We start from the raw sequence: 17,681 nt of genomic DNA, 5'->3' as shown, positions 1-17,681 counted from the left end.
AAAATTATGGCACTGATCGCGACTTCGCAAAAAAAGGTGGTAATCGGCATCGGCGCTACGGGCGTTTCGGTGGTGCGCTACCTGCTGCGCGGCGGTCACACACCCGTGGTTGTGGACAGCCGCAGTCAGCCGCCGGGGCTCGAGGCTTTCCGCCGTCAGTTTCCCCAGTTGACACTGCAGACGGGTCCACTGGACCCGGCAACCCTGCTGTCCGCAAGTGAGATTATCGCCAGCCCCGGTGTGGCGTTGAGCCAACCGGCGCTGGTCCAGGCGGCCGGAGCCGGGATTCCCATTGTCGGTGACATAGAGCTGTTTGCGCGGGAACTGGACGGACTGGCACAGAAGCCGCAAATCGCCGCCATTACCGGTTCCAACGGCAAGAGCACCGTCACAACCCTGCTCGGCATGATGGCCGCGGAGGCGGGGACAAGGGTAGGTGTCGGCGGCAATATCGGCGTGCCGGTGCTGGATATGCTGGAGCAGCCGTTGCCACAGCTGTTCGTTCTCGAGTTGTCCAGTTTTCAGTTGGAAACCACTTTTTCCCTGGCGCCCGACGTGGCGACGATCCTTAACCTCAGCGCGGATCATATGGATCGCTATGCGGACATGGCCGCTTACCACAGTGCCAAGCAGCGCATATACCGGCACGCTGGGCAGGTGGTAATCAATCGGGCGGATTCCCTCACGCGGGCTCCGCTGAACACTCATATGCGCGAGTGGAGTTTCGGTCTGGACAAGCCGGACCTGCACCAGTTCGGGATCGAACACAGGGGCGGACAGGAATGGCTGGTGCAGGGTACAGAGCCCTTGATGCCGGTCTCTGAGCTGGCGCTGGTGGGGCGACACAATGTCGCCAACGCCCTGGCGGCCCTGGCCCTGGGAAATGCGCTGGGGTTGGCGTTCGAGCCGATGCTCAGTGTGCTGCGCCGTTTTAACGGCCTGGCTCATCGCTGCGAAAGGGTTGCGGATCTGGAACAGGTGGTATTCGTCAACGATTCCAAGGGAACCAATGTGGGCGCGGCCTGCGCCGCGGTGGAGGGGTTGGCCGACGGGCGGCGCAAGGTGGTATTGATTGCGGGAGGCGACGGCAAAGGTGCCGATTTCTCGCCCATGGCCAAAAGTGCCGGCAAGCTGCGGGCCCTGGTGTGCACTGGGGCCGACGGAGAAAAAATTGCCAGTGTATTCGCCGGCAAATGCCCGCTGCTGCGCGCGCACTCCATGGAGGATGCGGTTGCGAAAGCCTACGCACAGGCGCGGGCCGGGGATTATGTGCTGCTCTCCCCCGCCTGTGCCAGCTTCGATAGGTATCGCAATTTCGAAGAGCGGGGTGAGGATTTTCGCCGCGCCGTCACCGCCCTTATGGACACGGCTCCCGCGGGAGGTGCGCCGTGAGTTGGCGGCAGGGAATTTTGCCCCAGGGCGGTCAGCAGTCCGTAGCGATTTTGCTGTTTTGTGTGCTTGCGCTCGCCAGCATCGGCATAGTGATGGTGGCGTCGGCTTCAATCGCATTTGCGGCCGACGTCTACGACGATCCCTGGTTTTTCCTCAAGCGGCACCTGATATTTTTGTCGCTGGGCATCGCTGTGGCGGCCATTGTCAGTCAGATTCCCCTGTCGGTCTGGTCGCGGCTCTCCTGGCCGCTGTTGTTTTTTTCCTGCCTGCTGTTGCTGCTGGTGTTAATCCCCGGTATTGGCCGCGAGGTAAACGGCAGCCGCCGCTGGTTGATGTTCGGTCCGGTCACAGTGCAACCGGCGGAAGTGGCCAAATTCTGTATGCTGATTTTCTTTGCCAGTTTCCTCACTCGCCGCAATCAGCGCCTGCGCCACTGGAGCAGTTTTATGGTGCCGGTGGTCATTCTCGCCTGGGTGGCTGCGCTGCTGCTGTTGCAGCCGGATTTCGGCTCGGTGGTGGTGATTTCGGGAACCGCACTGGCGATGGTGTTCCTGGCCGGGGCGCGGCTGCCCCACACCTTCGCACTGGTGGGGCTGGCCGCCGGTGCACTGGTGGTTATGGCACTGGTGAGTCCCTATCGCCTGCAGCGCCTGACCACATTTCTGGATCCGTGGCGCGATCAGTTTGCCAGCGGCTACCAGCTGACCCAGTCGTTAATCGCCTTTGGCCGCGGCGAGTGGTTTGGCGTCGGGTTGGGGAACAGTGTGCAGAAGCTGTTTTACCTGCCCGAGGCCCACACGGATTTTATCTTTGCAATTTTGTCCGAGGAATGGGGCCTGGCCGGGGGCCTGCTGGTGATCTCCCTGTTCGCCCTGCTCACCTGGTCACTGCTGCGCCTGGTTCGCAGTGCACTGGATCGGGGGGAGATATTTCCCGCACTGCTGGCGTTTGGTATTGCCGTACTGCTGGCGAGCCAGGCGTTCGTCAATATGGGGGTGGCGTCGGGCCTCCTGCCCACCAAGGGGTTGACCCTGCCGTTTGTCAGTTCGGGCGGAAGCAGTCTGGTGGTTTGCTGCGCACTGTTTGCATTGGCACTGCGGGTACAGATGGAAGTCTCCCAATCCGCCGCCGGGAAAAAATCGCCCAAGGGTGTGGCCCGCCCGCTGCCGATCGTCAATCCAGTGCAGTTGGGTGACCGGCAACTGGAAGGGGAGGCCGCATGATGATGACGAATCGCAGTGCGGTACCGGACGAAGGGCTTTTTGCGGGGCGCAAATTTCTGTTGATGGCCGGCGGTACCGGCGGCCATGTGTTTCCCGCACTGGCAGTTGCCCGTGCACTGGAACAGAGAGGCGCGCGGGTCGAATGGCTGGGTACACAGGGCGGCATAGAGGCACAGCTGGTCCCGGATGCGGGTATACAGCTGCACACCATTGCTGTTGAGGGTGTGCGGGGCAAGGGCAAGCTGGCACTGTTGAGAGCGCCGCTGCAGATTGCCCGGGCACTGGGTCAGGCAATGGCTTTAGTGAAGAAAGTTAACCCGGACGCGGTGCTGGGATTCGGCGGTTTTGCCACGGGACCGGGCGGGGTGGCTGCGCGGCTGCGCGGCATACCCCTGGTCATACATGAACAGAATGCCGTGGCCGGCACCACCAATCGCCTGCTGGCCCCGCTGGCGACCCGGGTTCTGGAGGCATTTCCCAGCGGCCTGCGCAAGGGGCGGCAGGTGGGCAACCCGGTGCGCGCGGAAATCGCGCAGCTACCGGCGCCGGAGCAGCGGATCGGGACAGGGTCCCATCCCCGCCTGCTGGTACTGGGGGGAAGCCTGGGTGCTTTGGCGATCAATGAAGTGGTCCCCCAGGCCATAGCGCTACTGGAGGAAGCTATTCGCCCCCATATTGTCCACCAGGCGGGTCAGCGTCACCTGGATATCGCCGCCGCCACCTATCGCAAGCTGGGGGTGGAGGCGGAAGTGGTGCCGTTTATTACCGATATGGCCCGGGCCTATGGTCAGGCCGATCTGGTTATCTGTCGCGCAGGGGCGCTGACGGTGTCGGAAATCGCCGCAGCGGGTGTCGGGGCAATCATGGTGCCTTTCCCCTTCGCGATCGACGACCACCAGAAAAAAAATGGCGATTGGCTGCAGCGTGCCGGTGGCGCCCTGGTGATGCCGCAGGACGCGCTGAGTGCGGAGAAACTTGCAGTGAAGTTACAGCAGCTTTTCGCACAGCCGGAAGAACTGCTGCAAATGGCGCGGGCGGCGAGAAGTGTCGCCAGGCCGGATGCCACCGAACAGGTGTTGGCGAATTGTGCTGAAGTCCTGGGGCTGGGTGCGACCGGGCGCGGGGAGGTGATTTGAATATGTCTTTGCAAGTGCCGGTGGAGAAAAACGGCTACAGGGTGCCGGCGATGCGCCGTATCCGCCGCATTCATTTTATCGGTATTGGCGGTGCCGGTATGAGCGGCATAGCCGAAGTGCTGCAGAACCAGGGCTATGAAGTGTCGGGCTCGGATTTGCGCACCTCATCGGTGACCGAGCGCTTGCGCAAGCTGGGCGTCGCGGTGCAGATCGGCCATGCGGCCGAGAATATTCAAGGCGTGGATGTGGTGGTGAATTCATCCGCTGTGCACGAGGACAATGCGGAACTGGTGGCCGCGCGGGAAAACCGCATACCCGTGGTGCCCCGGGCGGAGATGCTCGGTGAGCTGATGCGTTACCGCTATGGCATCGCCGTGGCGGGGACCCACGGCAAGACCACCACCACCAGCCTGATCGCCTCTATTTTTGCCGCCGACAAGAAGGATCCCACCTTTGTTATCGGCGGGCTGGTCAATGCGGCCGGGGCCAATGCCGCCCTTGGAGCCAGCCGTTACCTGATTGCGGAAGCGGATGAGAGCGATGCATCTTTCCTGCATTTGCAGCCCATGGTCACTGTGGTCACCAATATCGACATGGATCATATGGAGACCTATGGAGGTGACTTCGAGAAGGTAAAGCAGATCTTCGTCGACTTTGTACACAATCTGCCGTTTTACGGCCTGGTGGTGGCTTGTGGTGACGATCCCCATGTGCGCGCGGTGATACCGCAATTTTCCCGCCCTGTCTCCACTTACGGTTTTGAGGAGGGCAACGACTACCGGATTCTGAATGTGAATCAGGAACCGCTGCGCAGCCATTTTAAGGTGCAGCGACCCGGCGGCGATCTATTGGAAGTGTGCGTGCAGACGCCGGGTATCCACAATGTGCTCAATGCGACCGCGGCGATTGCGGTGGCCACTGAAGAGGGTGTCAGCGACGAGGCCATCAAGGAGGGCCTGCGGAGCTTCCAGGGTGTGGGGCGCCGCTTTCAGATCTACGGCCATTACGCGGTTAGCGACATCGACGGGGCGCACAAGGTGATGCTGGTGGATGACTATGGTCACCATCCGCGCGAGGTGGCGGCCACCATACAGGCGGTGCGCGACGGCTGGCCGGAGCGACGTCTGGTGATGATCTACCAGCCGCACCGTTACACCCGTACACGGGATTTATTCGAGGATTTTGTACAGGTGCTGTCGCAGGTGGACAAGCTGGTGCTGTTGGATGTTTACAGCGCTGGCGAAGCGCCGATCCCCGGTGCCGACGGTCGCACCCTGGCGCGCAGCCTGCGCAATCGCGGTCAGGTGGACCCGATTTTTGCCGAAGTGATCGAGCAGGTGCCGCCGATCCTTGCGGACTTGTTAGAACCCGGGGACATAGTGCTGACACAGGGGGCCGGCAACGTCGGCGCTCTGGCACAGAAGCTCGCCGAGTGGCGGCTGGGAGACAATGACGGTTAAGCGGGTGGCGAATTCGCCGGGTAAGAAGGCGGCCGTCAAAAAAACGCGGGGGCGGGGAGCGAGTCGCCGCCCTGAAAAGCAAGGGCATACCGGTATGGGCCGGGTGCCAAAGTTGCTTTTGTTGGCGGTTGCGTTGGTCGCTCTCGTCGCCGGTGTCGGTTATGCAGGCCTGCAGGGCTGGCGTCAACTTCCGATCGGCGGACTGGTCGGGGCGAAAGCGCTGGAGCAGGTAGAGGTGAGGGGGCCGTTTCGCGCGGTTTCCCAGCGCGAGATCGAGGAGATGCTACTGCCGTTCCTGGGGCGGGGTTTCTTCTCGGTGGACATTCAGGGGATGCGGGCCGCCTTGCTGCGGCACCCCTGGATCACCGCGGCATCGGTCAGTCGCCGCTGGCCCCGCGGCGTCGAGGTGGTGGTGCAGGAGGCGCGGCCCCTGGCGGTGTGGGGCGGCGACCAGCTGCTGGTGGCCAGCGGCGCATTGCTGCCGCGGCCGCCGGGCATGGTCACCGGGCGGCTGCCGGAACTGGCCGGTGACGAGGAGCTGGTTGAGCAGATTATGTCGCAGTACCAGGCACTTGCGGGGCTGCTGACCGCACGGGATATGGAAGTGAAACGGTTGACGTTTGACGACCTGGCCGGATGGCAGCTGGAACTGGTGTCCGGCATTGAGTTGTATCTGGGGCACGATGAGTTGTTGGAGCGGATCAACCGCTTTCTCAACTTGAGCCGCGGCGTATTGGCTCCCTACCTGGCAAAGGTTGCGCGGGTGGATACCCGCTATAGCAACGCTGTGGCGGTGCAGTGGAGAGAGCGGAAAGAGCAGTAACCCACTGGGGGTTGGTGTCGGCCCGGGCGCAGAGGCAGGGATGAGCATTGGTTAAGCTGGTGTCAAACAGGTTTTTTGGCAGGCTGTTGGAAAAGTAGTTTTCAGCAATCTTTCAGGGACCGTTTGGCGATCGATTTGGTAATGGCGGGCACAGAGCTTGGGCCCAAGCCGGAATTGGAAATGCGGTTCTGAGTACAGTTCAGCGAGGTTGGCAAAAAGATGACGCAAGCAACTGATCAGCGCATGATCGTTGGTCTCGATATCGGCACATCAAAGGTGGTCGCTATTGTCGGTGAAGTTTCCGGCAATGGGGAGCTGAATGTGGTCGGTATAGGTTCCCATCGATCCACTGGAATGAAAAAAGGTGTGGTGGTGAACATCGAGTCCACCGTGCAGTCGATTCAGCGCGCGGTGGAAGAAGCTGAGCTGATGGCCGGCTGTGAAATTCACTCGGTTTATGCGGGCATCGCCGGCAGCCATATCCGCAGTCTCAATTCCCACGGCATAGTGGCGATCAAAGACCGGGAGGTGACCCAGCAGGACCTGGACCGGGTAATTGACGCAGCGCGCGCGGTGGCGATTCCGGCGGACCAGAAAATTCTGCACACATTGCCGCAGGAATTCCTGATCGACAACCAGGAGGGGGTGAAAGAACCCCTGGGCATGTCTGGTGTGCGCCTGGAAGCCAAGGTACACCTGGTGAGCGGCGCGGTAAATGCCGCGCAGAATATCGAAAAGTGTATTCGCCGCTGTGGCCTTGAAGTGGAGGATGTCATTCTCGAGCAGCTGGCCTCCAGCCACTCGGTACTGACGGACGATGAGAAAGAGCTGGGTGTGTGCATGGTGGATATTGGTGGAGGCACCACCGATATCGCCGTCTTCACCGGCGGTGCCATTCGCCACACGGGTGTGATCCCCATCGCGGGCGACCAGGTGACCAATGATATTGCCATGGCACTGCGCACCCCGACTCCCCACGCCGAGGACCTGAAAATCAAATACGCCTGCGCGCTGGCGAAGCTGGCCGGCGAAGGGGAGACCATCAAGGTACCCAGTGTCGGCGACCGGGCGCCGCGGGACCTGTCCCGCCAGGCACTGGCGGAAGTGGTGGAGCCCCGTTACGACGAACTCTTTACCCTGGTACAGGCGGAACTGCGCCGCAGCGGTTTCGAGGATTTGTGTGCGGCGGGCGTGGTGCTCACCGGCGGCTCGTCAAAGATGGAGGGGGCGGTCGAGCTGGCGGAGGAGATTTTCCACATGCCCGTGCGGCTCGCAGTGCCGCAGGGTATCGCGGGGCTGACGGACATAGTCAGCAATCCGATTTATTCCACCGGGGTCGGTTTACTGATGCACGCCATGCAGCACGAAGGGGTTGAGGCGGGCGGCCGGACACCGACACACGGCGAGAACCAGTGGTGGGACAAGGTGAAGCACTGGTTCCGGGGCAATTTGTAAACGAGTTGAGATCGGCGCTGCGGTCGCTGTGTCGCGGCGCTGAATATCAAGGACTGAAGAAAGAATTTGGCATGAGCAAGAAAAGGGGAACAGCAATGTTCGAACTAGTGGACAGCGTACAGGACAAGCCTGTCATCAAAGTAATTGGTGTTGGCGGTGGCGGAGGTAACGCAGTCAAACATATGATCGTCAGCGAGGTGGAGGGCGTGGATTTTATCTGCGCCAACACCGACGCCCAGGCGCTCAAAGATGTTCAGGCGCGCACCATTCTGCAATTGGGCAATAACATCACCCGCGGTCTGGGCGCCGGCGCCAACCCAGATGTGGGGCGCCAGTCGGCGCTGGAGGACCGGGAGCGTATCGCCGAGGTTCTGCAGGGCGCGGATATGGTGTTTATCACCGCGGGCATGGGCGGCGGCACCGGTACCGGCGGGGCGCCCGTCGTCGCCGAGATCGCCAAAGACCTGGGTATCCTGACCGTGGCGGTGGTGACCCGCCCGTTCAAGATCGAGGGGCGCAAACGCGGGCAGGTGGCCGAAGAGGGCATCCTGGAACTGCGCGACAAGGTGGACTCCCTGATCACCATCCCCAACGACCGCCTGCTGGAGGTGTTGGGAACCAAGATCACCATGAAGGCCGCCTACAGCGAAGCGGACAATGTGCTGCTGGGTGCGGTGCAGGGTATCGCCGACCTGATGATCCGGCCCGGCATCATGAACGTGGACTTCGCCGATGTGCGCACCGTGATGTCCGAGATGGGCATGGCGATGATGGGTTCCGGTGCCGCGGTGGGAGAGAGCCGCGCCCGCGAAGCGGCGGAAAAGGCCGTGCGCAGTCCCCTGCTGGACAATGTCAATCTGCAGGGAGCGCGGGGTATTCTGGTCAACATCATCACCGGCAGTGAGGAGAGTGGCTGTCAGGAGCTGACCCTGGGGGAATACTCCGAGGTGGGCGAGATAGTGCAGGAAATCGCCTCGGATGACGCCACCGTCGTCATAGGTACCGCCGTGGATGACAAGCTGGGTGACGAGATGCGCGTTACCGTGGTGGCCGCCGGGCTCGGCGATGGTGTTCAGCAGGCGCCGCGGCCGGCCAAATTGGTGGAAACCGGTCGTCGCGGGGAACTTCGCGAGACCCGCGAAGGTCAGAGTGCTCGCGCCTCTCTCGGCGTGCGGGAAAGTGCCGACACCCGGACCCGTGCGGAGAGCGAGCGCCCCAAGCGCCCAGCGCCGTCTCTCAATGACCCGGATGATCCCGATCTGCGGTATCTGGATATTCCGGCCTTCCTGCGCCAACAGGTGGACTAGTCAAGTCAGGTCCCGGCGTCACTTAGAGACGGCAACAGCACCGCTCATGCCGGCCGGCTCCCCGGGGCCGGCAGCTGTCTCGGTGGCGCTCAGTACAGCGACCGGCCAGTCCGGCCGTCGCTGCCGGAGACCGGGCCTGTGCCCGGTTTATCCGGGCGACAGGGATGATGACTGCTCAACCCGCCTCTGTGGCCCTATCATAGATGCAGTTTGACCGGTTGGCGCCGCAGTTTTTGTGTGGCTATGCTGGATTAGCAGGTGCGGAAAAAGGGATAACCGCCAAAAACCGATGACTGCCGGACGAACAATAGTTTTGGCGTTAGATTTCTGGTACTATCGGCCGCTTGCTGTGGCCCCTGTGCCAGTCCCACCTACCGGAAAATGATGGTTTCATGATCAAACAGCGCACACTCAAAAATGCTATTCGCGCCACAGGCGTGGGTCTTCACACGGGCAAGAAAGTCGTGTTGTCCCTGAAACCGGCGCCCGCGGACACCGGTATAGTGTTTCGTCGCACAGACCTGGACCCGGTGGTCGAGATAGAGGCCCGGGCCGAGAATGTAGGTGACACATTGCTTTCCACCACCCTGGTGAAGGATGACGTGCGGGTGGCCACCGTCGAGCATCTGCTGTCCGCCATGGCCGGCCTGGGCATCGACAACGCCATCGTCGAGTTGAGTGCGCAGGAAGTTCCGATTATGGACGGCAGTGCCGGTCCCTTCGTATTCCTGATTCAGTCGGCGGGCATCCAGGAGCAGTCGGCACCCAAGCGGTTTCTGCGGATCAAGAAGCCGGTTACCGTTGAGGAGGGCGACAAGGTTGTCAGCTTCCTGCCTTTCAACGGATTCAAAGTCACCTTCACCATCGATTTTGATCACCCGGTATTCCAGGGCCGCAACCTCACCTCCTCAGTGGACTTCTCCAGCACCTCCTTTGTGAAGGAAGTCAGCCGTGCGCGCACTTTCGGCTTTATGCACGAAATCGAATACCTGCGCTCCAAGGGCCTGGTGCAGGGGGGCAGTGTGGACAATGCGGTGGTTATCGACCACTACCGCATCCTCAACGAAGGCGGCCTGAGGTACGAGGACGAGTTTGTGAAGCACAAGATACTGGATGCCATCGGTGACCTGTATCTGCTGGGAACCAGCCTGATCGGCGAGTACAAGGCGTACAAGTCCGGTCACGCGCTCAACAACAAATCCCTGCGCAGCCTCATCGCGCAGACGGATGCCTGGGAAATGGTGACCTTCGAGGAAGAGGAAGAAGCGCCCATCTCCTATGTGAAGCCAATACTGGCAGTTTGAATCACACACAAAGCCGGCAGAAGTGCCGGCTTTTTGCCGATGGCCTGTTGAAAAGGGTTTTTCGGCAACCCACTTAGAAGTATGGTCCGGTAGTAAAGAGTACAGTCGCAAATGCCATTGGAAAGGCGTGAGTGGAACGGAGTGCACAGAAGCGACCGCGGTTACGGTGCGACAATAATTACGACAACAAAAAAGTCCCAACTCTACAACAACGCCTGATATGAAAGTAATTTTCGTCAACGAGCGCAGCGGCGTTTCCCGCAGCCTGAACTTCGGTGGCCTCAGCAGAGCCCTGCTGGGGCTGTGCCTGTTGGGTCTGCCCGCCACCGCCTTCTGGCTGGGTATGAATATCCCCGTGGCGGAAAGCGACACCTTTGACGCCCGCACCGTAAAGGCCTGGAACAAGGCCCTGCGCAAGCAGCAGGCGCAGATAGACAGGGCGGATCGCGAGGCCCGCGAGCAGCTCACCGCCGTCACGGTGAAGCTGGCGGAAATGCAGGCCCGCCTGACCCGTATCGACGCCCTGGGGGAACGCCTCACCACTGTAGCCAAACTGGATGAGGGGGAGTTTCAGTTCGGTACTCCCCCCGCCGTGGGCGGCCCGGAGGATCCGGGCATAGCCGGGGCCTCCGAACTGCCCTACCAGCCCCCCGAGTTTCTGCAGGCACTGGATGACCTGTCCGGCGAGATCGAAGACCGGCAGATGCAGTTGACTACCCTGGAATCCCTGCTGGCGGAGCGCCAGCTGCAGGACGAGCAGTTTATCGCCGGCCGCCCTATCGGCCGCGGCTGGATGTCGTCCCGCTACGGTTACCGCACCGACCCCTTCAGCGGGCGCCGCTCCTGGCACAAGGGAGTTGATTTCGCCGGCAAGAAAGGCTCCGACGTGGTGGCGGTGGCCGCCGGTGTCATCACCTGGGCGGAGGAGCGCTATGGCTATGGCCAGTTGGTGGAGATCAACCACGGCAATGGATACAAAACCCGCTATGGGCACAACAGCAAGCTCAAGGTCAAACTGGGCGATGTGGTCAAGCGGGGCCAGGTCATCGCCCTAATGGGGTCCAGCGGCCGTTCCACCGGCCCCCATGTACACTTCGAGGTGTACAAGAACGACCGTCCGGTCGATCCCGCCAGCTACATCCGCCGCACCGGCCGCTAGCAACTACTCTTCCCTGTGCGCGGCGCTGCCGCTGGAGTTGCCAGCCGCAGCGCCTTCCTGTTTACTTGCACCCCAACCCGGTACCGCCCCCGGCCCCGGCTTTGAGCCGGCGCCCCAGATGGCCGCTACCGCACTACAGAATTGAGTGGTTACTGAATAATGATTGGCAAACTGATAAAGACGGTCTTCGGTTCAAAAAATGACCGCGAGTTGAAGCGCATGCGCCGTGCAGTCGTAAAGATCAATGCGCTGGAAGACGAATACAAACAGCTGGACGACGCCGCCCTGAGAGCCAAGACGGATGAATTCAGGCAGCGCCTCGGCGCCGGCGAGACCCTGGACCAGCTGTTGCCGGAGGCCTTCGCCGCAGTGCGCGAGGCCGGTCGCCGCTCCCTGGGTTTGCGCCACTTCGACGTACAGTTGATCGGCGGCATGACGCTCCATGAAGGGCGCATCGCCGAGATGCGCACCGGTGAGGGCAAGACCCTGGTGGCCACACTGCCGGCCTACCTGAACGCGCTGGAAGGCAAGGGCGTGCACATAGTTACCGTCAATGACTATCTCGCCAGCCGCGACGCCAACTGGATGCGGCCGGTGTACGAGTTTATGGGCATGTCCGTGGGCGTCATCGTCTCCAACCAGAACCCCGAGGACAAAAAAACCGCCTACCAGGCCGACGTCACTTACGGCACCAACAACGAATTCGGTTTCGACTATCTGCGCGACAATATGGTGTTGCGCCGGGAGGACCGCAGTCAGCGCCCGCAGAACTTCGCCATTGTGGACGAGGTGGACTCCATCCTCATCGACGAGGCGCGCACCCCGCTGATTATTTCCGGTGCGGCGGAGGACTCCTCCCACCTCTATGTGGCCATGAACAAACTGGTGCCGCAGTTGCAGCGGTCCGTGGACGGGGGCGAAGGCCACTATTCGGTGGACGAGAAGACCCGCCAGGTGGAAATGACCGAAGACGGCCACCAGCTGGTCGAGGACCTGCTGGCCCGCAGCGGCCTGATACAGGAGGACGAATCCCTGTACGCCCCGGGCAATCTGGGCCTGCTGCACCATGTGCACGCAGCGCTGCGGGCCCATGTGCTGTTCAACAAGGATGTGGACTATATAGTGCAGAATGGCCAGGTGGTGCTGATCGACGAGCACACAGGCCGCACCATGCCCGGCCGGCGCCTGTCCGAGGGTTTGCACCAGGCGCTGGAGGCCAAGGAGGGGGTGCAGATCCAGAGCGAGAGCCAGACCCTGGCCTCCACCACCTTCCAGAACCTGTTCCGCTTCTACCCCAAGCTGTCCGGCATGACCGGTACCGCCGACACAGAGGCATTCGAATTCCGCCAGATATATGGCCTCGACGTAGTGGTGATTCCCACCAACATGCCGGTGCAGCGGGACGATCGCAACGACCTGGTGTACCTGAGCAAAGAAGAGAAGATGGAAGCGGTGATCGCCGACATCGAGGAGTGTCGGGACAAGCAGGCGCCGATCCTGGTGGGTACCGCCTCCATCGAGACTTCTGAGGAGATGTCCCGGCGTCTCACCAAGGCGAAGATCAAGCACCAGGTGCTGAATGCCAAGTACCACGAAAAGGAAGCGCAGATCATTGCCCAGGCCGGTCGCCCCGGCACCGTCACCATCGCCACCAATATGGCCGGGCGCGGCACCGACATAGTGCTGGGGGGCAACTGGGAGGCGGAAATCGCCGAGTTGCGCGAACAGCAGGGGCGGGAGCCCACCGAAGCCGAGGTGGCGGAGGTAAAGGCGGCCTGGCAGCAGCGCCACAATACCGTGATCGAGGCCGGCGGCCTGCATATTATCGGCACCGAGCGGCATGAATCCCGCCGCATCGACAACCAGCTGCGGGGCCGCGCCGGGCGCCAGGGGGACCCGGGTGCAACCCGTTTCTACCTGTCCCTGGAAGACAGCCTGATGCGGATTTTCGCCTCCGAGCGGGTAAAGAATTTTATGCAGATGCTGGGGATGGAGCGGGGCGAGGCTATAGAGCACCGGATGGTTTCCAACGCCATCGAAAAAGCCCAGCGCCGCGTCGAGGGCCGCAACTTCGATATCCGCAAACAGCTGCTGGAGTACGACGACGTCGCCAACGACCAGCGCCAGGTGATCTACAGCCAGCGCAACGAACTGCTGCAGGCGGACAACATCAGCGACACCATCACCGCTGTTCGCGTCGACGTGGTCAACGAACTTATCTCAGGCCATGTGCCCCCCCAGAGTGTCGAGGAGCAGTGGGACATTTCCGGCCTGGAGAAGCAGCTGACCGCCGAAATGGGTGTGCCCCTGCCGGTGCAGCAGTGGCTGGACGAGGACCGCACCCTGCACGAGGAGAGTCTGCGGGAGAAAATCACCACCTCGGTACAGGAAGCCTACGATGCCAAGGTGACCCGTATCGGCGAATCCACCGGCGATACCGGGCTGATGGCCACCATCGAACGGCAGATTATGCTGCAGGTGCTGGACCAATTGTGGAAAGAGCACCTGGCCAGCATGGATCACCTGCGCGCCGGTATCGGCCTGCGCGCTTACGCCAACAAGAACCCCAAGCAGGAGTTCAAGCGCGAGTCCTTCCACCTGTTCCAGAGTCTGCTGGACAACCTCAAGCATGAGGTGATTCGCGTGCTGGCCCATGTGGAGCCCATGACCCGCGAACAGATGGAGGAAATGGAGCAGCGCCGCCTGGAAGAGCAGCGCCGCCAGCAGCTGGAATTGCAGCACGCCCAGGCCAGCGCCCTGCCCGAGGCCGGCGACCAGCCGGCGCCACCGCCCCAGGAGCCGGTGCGCCGCGGACCCAAAGTGGGGCGCAATGACCCCTGTCCCTGCGGGTCCGGCAAAAAATACAAGCAGTGTTGCGGCAAGCTGGTGTCGTCCCCTCAGAGTTAAGTCGTAATTCCTGCATTGACCCAAAGGCCCCGCTCAGCGGGGCCTTTTTCGTCAACGAATACCGATTAATACGGCACAGGGATGTGCCGCAGCCGCGCTGGGTTAAGGGCCAGAATTCAATGGGTGGAGAAACATCTCTTGGATTGTCAGGTTGATAGTATCTGCGGATATTCAATTGAATTCCGCAGAAAAATTTGGAAATGCCTTGAGTCCCCGAATTTCAGGGGAAATAATAGCGGCCCTTTACCGGCGCCGGGGTCAGCAGTCTGCTGAAAAGCCCCGCCCCGGGTACAGGCAACTTTAGGGAGACAGGAAGGCACTATGATGGAATCCATAGCATCCATCGCCGGAGTCCGGCTGGCCAGCGTAGCGGCCAATATCAAACCCTGGAACCGGGATGACCTGGTGCTCGTGGCGCTGGACCCGGGTGCGGCCGTAGCCGCCACCTTTACCCGCAACAGTTTTTGCGCCGCCCCGGTGACCGTGGCGAAGGAGCATCTGTGCCGCGATGGTGTGCGGGCGCTGCTGATCAATGCCGGCAACGCCAATGCCGCCACCGGCGAGCGGGGCATCGCCGATGCCCGCGCCTGCTGTGCCGCCGTAGGCCGGGCACTGGGGCTGGCGCCGGAACAGGTACTGCCCTTCAGTACCGGTGTAATCGGCGAACCCCTGCCTTTGGAAAAGCTGCTTGAAGCCATACCGGTGGCCGCCTCGCGGCTGGCTGCAGATGGCTGGAGTGATGCCGCCCGGGCCATTATGACCACCGACACCCGCCCCAAGCTGGCCCAGCGCAGTGTCACACTGGATGGGGAGACCATCAGGGTGGTGGGTATGGCCAAGGGTTCGGGCATGATTCAGCCGAATATGGCTACCATGCTGGCCTATGTGGCCACCGACGCCGATATAGAACCGCAACTGCTGCAGTCGCTGCTGCGGGAATCCGTGGCGGCATCCTTCAACCGCATCACCGTGGATGGGGACACTTCCACCAACGACGCCTCTGTGCTGATCGCCAGTGGCGCCGCCGGGCCGCGGCTGGATAAGGCCGACGATGACAACTACCGGCGCCTGCGGGACGCCATTGTCCAGGTGCATGTGGAGCTGGCCCAGGCCATAGTCCGGGACGGCGAAGGGGCCACCAAGTTTGTCACCGTCCAGGTGCGGGGCGCCGCGTCCAGTGACGAAGCTTTCAAAGTGGCCTTTGCGGTGGGGGAGTCACCGCTGGTCAAGACCGCCCTCTACGCCTCGGACCCCAACTGGGGGCGGCTGGTGATGGCGGTGGGCAATTCCGGTGTGGAGGGGCTGGACCCCTCAAGGGTCAACCTCTTTGTGGATGAAGTGCAGCTGGTGGCCGGCGGCGGGCTGGCGCCCGACTATACGGAGGAGGCGGGCCAGCGGGTGTTTGCCCGGCCGGAATTCACCATCACCGTGGACCTGGGCCGCGGCGGGGCAGAGGAACATATCTGGACCTGCGACCTGTCCCGGGACTATGTGGCCATCAACGCCGAGTACCGCAGCTGATGTGGGTGCATGTGGCGGTGGGCGCAGTGTACCGGCAGGGCGCCATCCTGATCGCCCGGCGCCATGCCCACCGGCATATGGGGGACCGCTGGGAACTGCCCGGGGGCAAGGTGGAGGCGGGTGAAACCCCAAAACAGGCACTGACCCGCGAACTGCGGGAGGAAGTGGCCATCCGGGTTACGCAGCTCAAACCCCTGGTGGAGATCCGGCACGACTACGGCGACAAGCGGGTATTGCTGGATACCTGGTGGGTCACCGGTTTCGACGGTGAGCCCAGGGGCGCGGAGGGTCAGGAAGTGCGCTGGGTACCGGTGGAATCCCTGGGGGAGTTTCGCTTTCCCGATGCCAATCTGGCCATTATCGAAGCGATCCGCGCACAGGTCCTAGCAGGCTGTTGAAATTCGAAAAATTTCGACGCCTGGTACCGGAATAGGGATGTTCCGGCAAAATCGGCGATACCTGAGTCGTTGATTTTGCGAGAAAAGTGAGAATCACATTTTTCGCTTTTCGTGTTTTGAAACAGGCGGGATGCCTTTTTCAACAACCTGTTAGTGCTGGGTGAGGTCCAGATCCCCGCTGAGCAGATCATCGTACACCGGCTGGCCGGGAATCCGGTGCGACTCGCTGGCCCAGTCCCCCAGGTCCATCAGCTGGCAGCGCTCGCTGCAAAAAGGCCGGTGGGGGTAATCAGCACTCCAGGTAATCGGCCGCTTGCAGCTAGGGCAGGGGAGTGTCGGTGTCGGGTCGGAAGTGTCCTGCGGCATAAAATCTCATCTCTTGTCTGACGCGGCCAGTTGCAGATAGCGCTGGTGCAGTGGTTGCACTTGCCGCTCCAGGTCACCGGAATCCCCGCTATTATCCAGCAGGTCGTCGGCGCGCGCCAGCCGCTGGGTGCGGCTCAGCTGCGCCGCCATAATCTTGCGGATCTGCACCGGGTCGGCGCCATCCCGCCGGCAGGCGCGCTCCAGCTGGAGCTGCTCCGGCAGGTCCACCACACAGATTCGCCGCACCAGCTGGTCCTGGCGGGACTCGATCAGCAGTGGCGATTCCAGCATCGCATAGGGGCTTTTGCTCACCTGCAGGGCGGCGATAATCTCCGTGCGGATCAGCGGGTGCAGCAGCCCTTCCAGCCAGCGGCGCTGGTCCGGGTCGTCGAACACCAAGCGGCGCAGACGGGCGCGGTCCAGTTCGCCGTTTTCCAGCAGTACTTCAGTGCCGAAACGGGCCGCGATTTTTTCCAGCGCCGGCCGGCCCGGCTGCACCACAAGGCGTGCCGCCTGGTCCGCGTCCACCACATGCACGCCCAGGGCCCGGAAGCAGGCCGCCGCGGCGGACTTGCCGCTGCCGATACCGCCGGTCAGGCCAACTGTGTACATAGGGTGCTTTCCTAGGGCCTGTTGACACTAACTGAGATAGCCCTGCTGCCACTGGTTTTGTGGCCTGCAAGGCAGGAATTGCGCTGTGTGGTGGGCCCACATAAGCAATTTCTAACGCCGCAGGGCGCGAAACCAGGGGCAGCCCTTCGGGTTGTGCCGGAAAAGGCGCCACTCTTCGTTGCTCGTCGCTCATTTGGAACAACCAAACCGCTCTCCTCTTGCCTCGATTGGCACCTTTTCTGTCACAATAGGGCCAACTCAGTTAGTGTCAACAGGCCCTAGCTGGGGTGGTTTTGCATCATTGCGTAGATTTTCATCGGCCACAATCCAGTCGGCAAGGGTTCAGGTTTGGATTACCGGATTAACGCGGCACAGGGATGTACCGCCGCTGGCCGAAGGCCAGCGCGAGCCCTTGAAAAACGAACGATTGCACATAATTGTGGAGAATGTCATCGGCGGCAAGCCAATCGATACGGGTTCCCCGTTTGGATTACCGGATTAACGCGGCACAGGGGTGTGCCGCCGCTGGTCGAAGGCCAGCGCGAGCCCTTGAAAAACAAGCAATTCCGCGTAATTGCGCAGATTTTCAAGGCGACAATCCAATCGATATGGGTTCAG

At 61.8% G+C, this 17,681-nt stretch carries 14 protein-coding genes; 12 read left to right on the top strand and 2 right to left on the bottom strand.

From position 1 onward, the window contains the following. Nucleotides 1-6 precede the first annotated feature (6 nt). From murD to mutT, 12 genes are all read left to right on the top strand, one after another. Nucleotides 7-1,392: a UDP-N-acetylmuramoyl-L-alanine--D-glutamate ligase gene (gene murD / locus AB1S50_RS00215; protein ID WP_367148347.1), complete on the top strand. Its 1,386-nt coding sequence runs from the start codon at nucleotides 7-9 to the stop codon at nucleotides 1,390-1,392. After that, nucleotides 1,389-2,615 (top strand): putative lipid II flippase FtsW, encoded by a 1,227-nt coding sequence (ftsW, locus tag AB1S50_RS00210; RefSeq protein WP_367148346.1) that lies wholly within the window; start codon nucleotides 1,389-1,391, stop codon nucleotides 2,613-2,615. Before murD ends, ftsW begins: the two co-directional genes overlap by 4 nt. Next, the gene (gene murG, locus AB1S50_RS00205; RefSeq protein WP_367148345.1) at nucleotides 2,612-3,751 is read left to right on the top strand and encodes an undecaprenyldiphospho-muramoylpentapeptide beta-N-acetylglucosaminyltransferase; all 1,140 of its coding nucleotides are present in this window, start codon (nucleotides 2,612-2,614) and stop codon (nucleotides 3,749-3,751) included. The genes ftsW and murG overlap by 4 nt, the downstream gene beginning before the upstream one ends. A 2-nt stretch (nucleotides 3,752-3,753) precedes the next feature. Then, nucleotides 3,754-5,211, top strand: a complete 1,458-nt coding sequence (gene murC / locus AB1S50_RS00200) for a UDP-N-acetylmuramate--L-alanine ligase (protein ID WP_367148344.1) — start codon at nucleotides 3,754-3,756, stop codon at nucleotides 5,209-5,211. Between the two features lie 94 nt (nucleotides 5,212-5,305). Then, nucleotides 5,306-6,034, top strand: coding sequence for a cell division protein FtsQ/DivIB (locus AB1S50_RS00195; protein WP_367148432.1), 729 nt, complete (start codon nucleotides 5,306-5,308; stop codon nucleotides 6,032-6,034). 219 nt (nucleotides 6,035-6,253) lie between these two features. Continuing rightward, complete coding sequence (ftsA, locus tag AB1S50_RS00190) at nucleotides 6,254-7,489, top strand: cell division protein FtsA (protein WP_367148343.1); 1,236 nt, start codon at nucleotides 6,254-6,256, stop codon at nucleotides 7,487-7,489. 95 nt (nucleotides 7,490-7,584) lie between these two features. Continuing rightward, a complete protein-coding gene (ftsZ, locus tag AB1S50_RS00185; RefSeq protein WP_367148342.1) occupies nucleotides 7,585-8,796 on the top strand; it encodes a cell division protein FtsZ in 1,212 nt (403 codons plus the stop codon). Between the two features lie 392 nt (nucleotides 8,797-9,188). Beyond that, a complete protein-coding gene (lpxC, locus tag AB1S50_RS00180; protein ID WP_367148341.1) occupies nucleotides 9,189-10,100 on the top strand; it encodes a UDP-3-O-acyl-N-acetylglucosamine deacetylase in 912 nt (303 codons plus the stop codon). A gap of 220 nt (nucleotides 10,101-10,320) precedes the next feature. Further along, the gene (locus AB1S50_RS00175; RefSeq protein WP_367148340.1) at nucleotides 10,321-11,259 is read left to right on the top strand and encodes a M23 family metallopeptidase; all 939 of its coding nucleotides are present in this window, start codon (nucleotides 10,321-10,323) and stop codon (nucleotides 11,257-11,259) included. A 159-nt stretch (nucleotides 11,260-11,418) separates the two neighbouring features. Next, nucleotides 11,419-14,166: a preprotein translocase subunit SecA gene (gene secA, locus AB1S50_RS00170; protein ID WP_367148339.1), complete on the top strand. Its 2,748-nt coding sequence runs from the start codon at nucleotides 11,419-11,421 to the stop codon at nucleotides 14,164-14,166. A gap of 321 nt (nucleotides 14,167-14,487) precedes the next feature. After that, on the top strand, nucleotides 14,488-15,687 hold the full coding sequence (gene argJ, locus AB1S50_RS00165) for a bifunctional glutamate N-acetyltransferase/amino-acid acetyltransferase ArgJ (RefSeq protein WP_367148338.1): 1,200 nt from the start codon (nucleotides 14,488-14,490) through the stop codon (nucleotides 15,685-15,687). Further along, nucleotides 15,687-16,085 (top strand): 8-oxo-dGTP diphosphatase MutT, encoded by a 399-nt coding sequence (gene mutT / locus AB1S50_RS00160; RefSeq protein WP_367148337.1) that lies wholly within the window; start codon nucleotides 15,687-15,689, stop codon nucleotides 16,083-16,085. Before argJ ends, mutT begins: the two co-directional genes overlap by 1 nt. 150 nt (nucleotides 16,086-16,235) lie before the next feature. Here the strand turns inward: mutT and AB1S50_RS00155 are convergent, their stop codons facing one another. Together AB1S50_RS00155 and coaE are read right to left on the bottom strand one after the other, a co-directional pair. Next, entirely contained in the window at nucleotides 16,236-16,451 is a 216-nt protein-coding gene (locus AB1S50_RS00155; protein WP_367148336.1) for a DNA gyrase inhibitor YacG, read from the bottom strand. Between the two features lie 6 nt (nucleotides 16,452-16,457). Beyond that, nucleotides 16,458-17,063 (bottom strand): dephospho-CoA kinase, encoded by a 606-nt coding sequence (coaE, locus tag AB1S50_RS00150; protein ID WP_367148335.1) that lies wholly within the window; start codon nucleotides 17,061-17,063, stop codon nucleotides 16,458-16,460. Nucleotides 17,064-17,681 lie beyond the last annotated feature (618 nt).

Origin of the sequence: Microbulbifer discodermiae (assembly GCF_040742695.1) — a bacterium.
Lineage (GTDB): Bacteria > Pseudomonadota > Gammaproteobacteria > Pseudomonadales > Cellvibrionaceae > Microbulbifer.
Note: the sequence above shows the minus strand (reverse complement) of the source record. Positions and strands in the feature narration are given on the sequence as shown.